Origin of the sequence: Rhodococcus sp. IEGM 1305 (assembly GCF_030058635.1) — a bacterium.
Taxonomy (GTDB): domain Bacteria; phylum Actinomycetota; class Actinomycetes; order Mycobacteriales; family Mycobacteriaceae; genus Rhodococcus_F; species Rhodococcus_F opacus_D.
Genome location: NZ_JASHKX010000070.1, coordinates 1 through 7,876, shown reverse-complemented (window position 1 = coordinate 7,876; position 7,876 = coordinate 1). Strand labels below are relative to the sequence as shown.

Below are 7,876 nucleotides of genomic sequence, written 5' to 3'. Positions count from 1 at the left end.
CACACCGAAGATTCTGCAGCACAACACCACAAATCATTGGGAGACACACCCTAGGGCCCAAGGTCATTTGCAGGGATGACAGGGGCCGGACCGGCCTCGGAAGAGTGGCCGAGAGCCACAATTGCCGCGCAGTTCTCCCGCGAAAACCCGAGAAGAGTGACTTTCGGCCCTGGAATCGAGCGCGCCGTTATCGCACCGTTGCAGAAGAGCCGGCGCACGACATCGGAACCGCCCGTCGGCGAGGGAACGAGGAACATCATGTTCGAAGGCCACGCCACCGCATCGCCGCGCGACGATCGTCACCGCCGAGACGACGAACCTGAGGAGTTTCTGTACGTGCATCCCGCCGGCTTCGCGCTCTCAGTGGTGTCAGGGGCAGCGGCCGCAGGCCTGGTCGTCCTGCTCGGCGCCTGGCTCGCAACCCCCCTCGTCGGAGTCGGCGCTGCCGCGACACTCATCGCCACCGTCGGTCTGGCGGCGGCGATGTTGATGCCCCACCGGCCACGCCGGCATGGGGCGAGCCAGGTTCGTCCAGCTGCTCGATAACCGCCGGAGGCCCTCGAGTGGGACGCTTCGGATGCCTGCTGATCTCGGCGTAGTCTGATTTTCCGGAGCGATCACACAGCAAGACTGGAGGTTGCCGCATGATCAACGTCTTTCTCGTGGACGATCACGAGGTCGTCCGGCGCGGAATCGCGGACCTCCTCACCGCCGACCCCGACCTGACCGTCGTCGGTGAAGCCGCCTCCTACTCTCAGGCGATGGCACGAGTGCCCGCACTGAAACCGGACGTTGCAGTCCTCGACGTAAGACTCCCCGACGGCAATGGAATCGAACTGTGCCGCGAACTGCACTCACTGATGCCGGAATTGCATTGCCTCATCCTCACTTCGTTCACGGACGACCAGGCGATGCTCGACGCGATTCTCGCCGGGGCCAGTGGATACGTCGTGAAGGACATCCGGGGTATGGAACTGACCCAGGCGGTCCACGACGTCGGGGCCGGCAAGTCGCTCCTCGACAGTCGCGCCGCCGCTGCTCTGATGGTGAAGGTCCGCGCGAACGCCAGTGAGAAGGAAGGAATCTTTGGGCATCTGACCAATCAGGAACGGACACTCCTCGCCCTGCTCGGTGAGGGGCTGACGAACCGTCAGATTGCTGCGCGGATGTTCCTTGCCGAGAAAACCGTCAAGAATTACGTGTCCAGGCTGCTGACCAAACTGGGGGTGGAGCGCAGGACTCAGGCAGCGGTACTTGCCACGAAGATGCCGTCGAGACCGTCCGGCACCTGACGGGCGAAGCCCTGAGTCCAGTAGCGGTTCCGTCATGCGGCAACGCCACTACGTGGGAGAATGCGTCTCGTGACCCGTCAACCGGATGAGCGCGACCGGGGTCCGCTACTCGGTAGCCTGTCCGAGCTGCGGCTCCGTGAGCTCCTGACCGAGGTGCAGGAACGCATCGCGCAGATCGTCGATGCCCGAGATCACGTCGACGGGCTGCTCGAGGCGATGCTCGCGGTCACGTCAGGACTCGACCTCGACGACACGCTTCGCACCATCGTCCATGCCGCGATCAATCTCGTGGATGCCCGCTACGGCGCGCTGGGGGTGCTCGCCCCGGGTGAGGGCTTGAGTGAGTTCGTCTTCGAGGGCATCGACGAGGAGACACGCGAACGTATCGGCGACCTGCCCCGGGGTCACGGGGTCCTCGGGTTCCTCATCACCAATCCGAAGCCGGTCCGGTTGGAGGACCTGTCACATCACTCTGCCTCGGTAGGATTCCCCGACCACCATCCGCCGATGAAAACCTTTCTGGGAGTGCCCATTCAGATCCGAGACGAGGTGTTCGGGAATCTGTATCTCACCGAGAAGGCGAACGGTGCACAGTTCACCGAGGACGACGAGGTTCTTCTCCGCGCACTCGCGGCCGCCGCCGGGATCGCCATCGAGAACGCCCGCCTGTACGAGGAGTCCCGGACGAGGCAAGCCTGGCTCGAGGCGACACGTGAGATAGCGACCGAACTACTCGCGGGCAGCGAGACGGCGGAAGTGCTGCGGGTGATCGCCGACGACGCGCTTGCCCTCACCGGCGCCGACAGTGCTTTCCTCGCGGTGCCGGACGATCCCGACATCCCGTCGGACGAGGTCACCGAACTCGTGGTGACGGCATCGGCGGGGACGGTGTCGGATCGCATCATCGGCCGGACGATCCCGGTCGACAGATCCACGTCCGGTGAGGCTTTCCGCGAGCGGACACCGCTTCGCGTCACCGCGCTGGCGTTCGACCCCGGGTTCGAGACGGGAACCCGGTTCGGTCCGGCGCTGGCGCTGCCGCTGCGCGCCGCGCAATCGGTGGCAGGAGTGCTGGTGACGCTCCGTCACGTCGACGCGTCGCCGTTCACCGATGACCAGCTGGCGTTGATGTCGGGGTTCGCGGACCAGGCGGCCGTCGCGCTGCAACTCGCCAACAGTCAACGCCGAATGCGTGAGCTCGACGTCCTGTCCGATCGCGATCGCATCGCGCGCGACCTCCACGACCACGTCATCCAGCGACTCTTCGCGGTTGGCCTGTCACTGCAGAGCACCTTGCAGAGGGCGAAGGCTCCTGTTGTCAAGCAGCGGCTCGAACAGTCGATCGACGACCTTCACGACATCGTGCGTGATATCCGTACCGCCATCTTCGACCTTCACGGCGGTTCGGGTGGTATGACCCAGTTGCGGCGGCGGTTGCACGAGATCGTCGCCGAGACCACCGCGGATTCCGGGCTACGCACGACCGTGCACATGTCCGGGCCACTGTCCGTCATCGACGCCGCGCTCGGCGAACATGCCGAGGCTGTCCTGCGTGAGGCGTTGAGCAACGCGGTACGGCATGCAGGAGCCGACACGGTCACGGTCAGCATCTCCGTCTACGACGATCTCGCCATCGAGGTCGCGGACGACGGCAAAGGTTTCGTGGAGAACGTCGTCACCAGTGGGTTGGAAAACCTGGCTGCCCGGGCGCGGGAAGTGAACGGGCACTTCACCATCGACACAACCCTCGGTGGCGGAACCACTCTCCGGTGGTCGGCTCCGCTGCCGTGAGCCGGGATCGGCTCGCCCCGCCCACGAAGGTGGGGACCTTCTCCCCTACGCGGCCGACGGGCGCACCGTCACGATGAGAGGTAGCGGCAACTTCTGCCGCGCGCTTCCTCGAGGAGAAGACCATGACCGCGCGCCGCCCGATCGTTGTCGGAACCGATGGGTCACCGTCATCGCTCCAGGCGGTTGCGTGGGCCGCACAGGAGGCGGCGTTGCGGAACTCCCCGCTGTCGCTGATCGCGACCACGTTCGTCCCCGGCGCCTACGGTGTCCCGATCGGCATGCCGGAGAGCTTCTTCGACGACGAGGAACGCAACGGGAAGAACCGGCTGGCTGCCGCAGCGGAGATCGCCGCCCGAACGGTTCCCAGGCATTCCCTCGACATTCACACCACGCTCTGCACCGGAACGCCGGCCGGGGAACTCCTCGAAAGGTCGAAATCCGCAGCGATGGTCGTCGTCGGCTCGAACCGGCAGGGAATCGTCGAGCGCGGCTTCGTGGGATCGGTCAGCGCCGCGGTCGCCACCCACGCACCGTGCCCGGTCGCGGTCATCCGCGGCCTACCCGATTCCGACGTCACCCGACTCGAGGGCCCCGTCGTCGTGGGCGTGGACGGGTCGGCACACAGCGAGCCCGCCATCTCGGTGGCCTTCGAGGAGGCCGATCTGCGGCAGTGCGAACTCACGGCCGTTCACGCCTGGTCCGACGTCGACCTCCCCGTGCACTACGCGGGCGGTAGCGTTTCCGGGTGGAAGAAGATCGTCACCCAGGAAACGGCCCTCCTGTCGGAGAGTCTCGCCGGCCGGGCCGAGGATTTCCCCGACGTCAAGGTTCGGACGATGGTCGTCATGGACCGACCGGTACGCAATCTTCGCGAACAAGCCGACAACGCACGACTTCTCGTCGTCGGTAGTCGCGGACGCGGCGGATTCACCAGCATGCTGTTGGGATCCACGAGCCGCGCCCTGATGCACTCGGTGCGCTGCCCGCTCCTCATCGTTCGGTAGGGAGTCACTGTCCGAAGGGGGTCATGGAGGCTTGAATGAATTCCGACGGCCGACGACGGAGGTGACGGTGAATGAAGGCTCGGAGGCCACACGCGGTCACCACGGGCGTCGTCGTGCGCTCCCTTCGCCCCACCGACAGAACCGACGTGCAGGATCTGCACGAGCGGATGGACCAGCACGACGCCTACCTGAGGTTCTTCGGAGCCCGTCCGAAGCATCTCGAGGATCTGGCCGAGTCACTGTGCCGGCAAGACCCCGGGCGTTGCGCACTGGGTGCCTTCATCGGCGGCATCCTGGTCGGAGTCGCGAACTACGTGAGCCCGGCCGACCAGTCGGAAAACGACTCTCCGTTGGTCGAATTCGCGCTGGTGGTCGATCACGAGTACCAATCGCACGGAATCGGAACGATGCTGTTGACGCGGCTCGTCGACGCAGCGCGGGCGCACGGCATCGACAGGATGACGGCGGAGGTGCTGGCGCAGAACACCTTGATGCTCGAGGTGATCCGAGACCGGGGGTGGGCACCGGACGTCGCCGCCACGACCCGCCACAACATCGCGGCCGCGGAACGCAGGATCCTGCTCGACGCAGCGAGATCAGATTTGCGAACGTCGGCGGATGGGGACCGCCGAGGAGGAACCCGATGAGCGAACCGTCACCGTGCACCGTCCCGGTCCCGGTGGCACCGACACTGTGACTGCCGATGGTCGTGTGGCACACGCGTGACTATCCGACGGTGGTGCCGGCAGCGGATCCGTCGGTGAGCAGGGCGTAGAACCGCTCGACGTCGGCTCGCCAGCACAGGGCGGTGCCGGGTGCCTGCAGCATCGCCGCCCCCGCCGCGACGCCGTACCGAGTCGCTCAACGACCGACCGCACGCCAGGCCACCCACCACACCGGCGACCATGCTGTCGCCCGCTCCGACACCGCTGACCACGGGGACTTCGACCGACGGGAAATACTCGTCGCGGTCCCGCGTGACCAGCAGGGCGCCTTCGGCACCGAGGGAGAGGACCACGACCTCACAGACCCCCCGGTCGATGACCTCCCGAGCCGCAGCCACCTGGTCGTCGATCACAAACAACTCCCGCCCCGTCCAGTCCCGAAGTTCGCGAATGCTGGGTTTGACGAGAAAGACCCCGCCCCCGAAGCTGTCTCAGGGCCGGACCGGAAGTATCCACGATCACTCGCGCACCGAGCTCGCCTACGACGTCCGCCACCTGCTGGCCACGTAGTCGGCCCCTGACGCGACCTCGGTGACGAGGTCGAGACAGGCCATCTGTTCCCTCGCGGTCACTGTCGGTCCCGGCAGGACGAATCGGTACTGCAGACCCGGACACCGACGTGATGCCGTTACGTACGAGATGTTCCGCGAGAGCGGGATTGGTCGACACCGCCTGCCCGCACAGGGAGGTGGTGAGGCCCGCGCGGGTGGCACGCTCGATGATGACGTCGATGGCGTCGAGCACGGCGGGGTCCATGGTGTCGAACAGATCCCGGCAGATCTCGGAATCCCGATCGACTCCGAGAACGAGCTGAGTGAGGCCGCCAGTACCGAAGCTGCACGACCACGCTGAAGCGGTACCCCGCCGTGTCGAAGTGGTGTCCCGGCCCCGGGAGCCCTTCGGTTCCAGTGCGGTGGGAAGGACCTGACCGCTTCCGGTGTCAGGGGTGTTCCCTGTACAGCGCGGCGCCGGCGGTGACCCCCGCACCCACGGCGATGATCAGGACTCGATTCCCGGCCGGGATGCCACCCGTCCGGCGGTCCAGGGCTGCCACGAGGGACGCGGTATGCATCCGTTCGTCATCCGCGACCACGATCCGCGGCACGGGGACGCCCAGGTGCTCGGCGAGCGTCGCGCGGAACTTCCGCCGGGCGGGAGCGGCCACGATCAAATCGACATCGGCGAGGTCGAGGGAGGATGCCTCCAGGCATTCCCGCGCCGCCTGCGCTCCGGCGGTCGCGAATCGCTCGTCCATCGAATCCGACTCCCGGAACCGCAGTACGTTCCGGGAATCCTCGAGTCCGACGGTGGCACAGAAGCTTTCACCGGCATCGGAGCAATTCACCCAATGGACGGGCCCCAGGCCGAATTCGTCGTCGGTCCAGCGGCAGAGGATGGCTCCACCCGTCGGCGCAAACGGAAAGTGCTCGCTCATCCCACGTCCGGGATCGGCATCACTGGCAACCACCAGCGCCCAGTCGATCGTGTGCGACCGCAGGAATCCGTCGACGATCTGCAGACCGTTGAGAGCCCCACAGGATCCGTTTGCGACATCGAAGGAAAAGGTCCCGTGCGTGTCGTCGTGGGGGTCCTCCGGGTGGGCACCGATATCTTCCTGGATGAGCGCCGCGAGGGCGGGCTCTCCCAGATTCCGGTCGCGGTACAACCCGACGTTGACGAGCAGGTCCAGGTCATCGGCATTCCGACCGGCCCGTTCGAGGCAGGTCTGGGCGGCCGACACCGCGAGATGCAATGCACTGTGGCGGGTACGCCAGCCGCCTCGTGTGACGTCGAGCCGATCAATGACTGTGCCCATAGCGTGCCACCAATTCCTCGTCCAGGGTCAACAGAACGACGCCGATCTCCAAACCCGATGCGAGGGCGATCAACGCCACGGTCTCACCCGCTTGGATGCGGCCTGCTTCGAGTTCCTCGACGAGCGCGACGGTGTGGGTCGTCGAGGCCGTATTTCCGTAGCGGTCGACGGTGATGACCGCGTCGTGCCGTGGAGAATCGCCCAGCGTGGCGGTCACCTCGGCCATCCCTTTGCGGATCGCCCGCGCCGAGGTTTGGTGTGTGATCACGTGATCGATGTCGTGGAGGGAGATCCCGGCGGCGTCGAGCACCTCGTGCAACAACAGCGGGGTGTCCGCGATCGCTGCCCGCTGGATCCCCCGCGAGTTGGTAAACATCCGGGCGCCGGGGTCGCCGCCCTTCGGGTACGCGAGACAGAGCCGACTGTAGTCGGCGACGGTGGTGAATCCGGCCAAACCGATCCCGGCCGATCCGGCAGGGGCACGTTCGAGGAGCAGCGCGGCCCCGGCGTCCCCGAGCGTGAGGCACGCAAGCTCCTTGCTCATGATGTTCCGGATGTGCTGGGCAGCATTCTGTCCGAGCTGCGAAATGTACTCACCACTGACGACAAGTGCCCGTTCGACGATTCCCTGACGGATCCAGTTGTTCATCACCGTCACACCGGTCAACATGCCGGCGCACGCGTTCGAGAGATCGAAGGTCATCGCCCCCGGCGCGCCGATCGCCTGGGCGACCGCACTACTCATCGTCGGTTCCAGCCATTGGGTGAGACCGCCGTGAAACTTGGTGATGCTGCAACTGACCACCACATCGATCGACCCGGCGTCCCGGTTCGACCGTTCCAGGCAATCCAGTGCCGCCGAGATCGCCAGTGTGTAGGAGTCCTCGTCCCCCACCGACACCCGGCGCTCGCGGATCCCGGTGAGCCGCTCGAGGTCGATGTGAGTCGAGTGCCGGGTGGTCGACATCAGGTCCGTGGTCGTGAGATGTGTCGTGGGTAGATGCCGTCCGGCCCCGGCGAGACGAGTAGCGAACGGCATTCGCAGGTCGTCGTTCTCGGTCTCCATGACCAGCCAACGCTTGACCATTCTCTTCACCTCCGTGCTCACTCCACGATCGCGCACCGGCGATCTCGTCACCAGGGCATTTGGACCCTTCCGGGGGATCGTTCGAGGAATGCGACGAGGTGAGGCCCTAGGACATGTCTCCTAATAGTTTGAGCCACTCGACGATGCCGGCGAGCAGGAAT

Annotated in this window: 7 protein-coding genes and 2 pseudogenes; 5 read left to right on the top strand and 4 right to left on the bottom strand. The window is 65.8% G+C overall.

Going from position 1 to position 7,876, the window contains the following annotated elements:
• Positions 1-258: 258 nt before the first annotated feature.
• From QM693_RS37325 to QM693_RS37305, 5 genes are all read left to right on the top strand, one after another.
• Positions 259-546, top strand: coding sequence for a hypothetical protein (locus QM693_RS37325; protein WP_280783210.1), 288 nt, complete (start codon positions 259-261; stop codon positions 544-546).
• A gap of 98 nt (positions 547-644) precedes the next feature.
• Positions 645-1,292, top strand: a complete 648-nt coding sequence (locus QM693_RS37320; RefSeq protein ID WP_283332424.1) for a response regulator transcription factor — start codon at positions 645-647, stop codon at positions 1,290-1,292.
• Positions 1,293-1,352: 60 nt separating this feature from the next.
• The gene (locus tag QM693_RS37315; protein WP_283354817.1) at positions 1,353-3,083 is read left to right on the top strand and encodes a GAF domain-containing sensor histidine kinase; all 1,731 of its coding nucleotides are present in this window, start codon (positions 1,353-1,355) and stop codon (positions 3,081-3,083) included.
• 122 nt (positions 3,084-3,205) lie between these two features.
• On the top strand, positions 3,206-4,087 hold the full coding sequence (locus tag QM693_RS37310; RefSeq protein WP_283332426.1) for a universal stress protein: 882 nt from the start codon (positions 3,206-3,208) through the stop codon (positions 4,085-4,087).
• A 71-nt stretch (positions 4,088-4,158) separates the two neighbouring features.
• A complete protein-coding gene (locus tag QM693_RS37305; protein ID WP_283332427.1) occupies positions 4,159-4,734 on the top strand; it encodes a GNAT family N-acetyltransferase in 576 nt (191 codons plus the stop codon).
• 257 nt (positions 4,735-4,991) lie between these two features.
• Here QM693_RS37305 and QM693_RS37300 read toward each other — a convergent pair.
• The 4 genes and pseudogenes from QM693_RS37300 to QM693_RS37285 form a co-directional block, all read right to left on the bottom strand.
• Positions 4,992-5,171 (bottom strand): annotated as a pseudogene (locus QM693_RS37300) (PfkB family carbohydrate kinase); the annotation flags it as partial.
• Positions 5,172-5,421: 250 nt separating this feature from the next.
• Positions 5,422-5,649, bottom strand: a pseudogene (locus QM693_RS37295) (putative PEP-binding protein); the annotation flags it as partial.
• A 103-nt stretch (positions 5,650-5,752) separates the two neighbouring features.
• Positions 5,753-6,628 carry a 3-oxoacyl-ACP synthase III family protein gene (locus QM693_RS37290; protein WP_283354816.1) on the bottom strand — a complete coding sequence of 292 codons (876 nt, stop codon included), beginning with the start codon at positions 6,626-6,628 and terminating at the stop codon, positions 5,753-5,755.
• Entirely contained in the window at positions 6,612-7,715 is a 1,104-nt protein-coding gene (locus QM693_RS37285; RefSeq protein ID WP_283354815.1) for a 3-oxoacyl-ACP synthase III family protein, read from the bottom strand. The genes QM693_RS37290 and QM693_RS37285 overlap by 17 nt, the downstream gene beginning before the upstream one ends.
• Positions 7,716-7,876 lie beyond the last annotated feature (161 nt).

What these genes read in the sequence shown, in the direction of transcription:
- QM693_RS37325 (WP_280783210.1), top strand. Translation starts at nt 259, where the DNA reads ATGTTCGAAGGCCACGCCACCGCATCGCCGCGCGACGATCGTCACCGC.
- QM693_RS37320 (WP_283332424.1), top strand. Translation starts at nt 645, where the DNA reads ATGATCAACGTCTTTCTCGTGGACGATCACGAGGTCGTCCGGCGCGGA.
- QM693_RS37315 (WP_283354817.1), top strand. Translation starts at nt 1,353, where the DNA reads ATGCGTCTCGTGACCCGTCAACCGGATGAGCGCGACCGGGGTCCGCTA.
- QM693_RS37310 (WP_283332426.1), top strand. Translation starts at nt 3,206, where the DNA reads ATGACCGCGCGCCGCCCGATCGTTGTCGGAACCGATGGGTCACCGTCA.
- QM693_RS37305 (WP_283332427.1), top strand. Translation starts at nt 4,159, where the DNA reads ATGAAGGCTCGGAGGCCACACGCGGTCACCACGGGCGTCGTCGTGCGC.
- QM693_RS37290 (WP_283354816.1), bottom strand. Translation starts at nt 6,628, where the DNA reads ATGGGCACAGTCATTGATCGGCTCGACGTCACACGAGGCGGCTGGCGT.
- QM693_RS37285 (WP_283354815.1), bottom strand. Translation starts at nt 7,715, where the DNA reads ATGGTCAAGCGTTGGCTGGTCATGGAGACCGAGAACGACGACCTGCGA.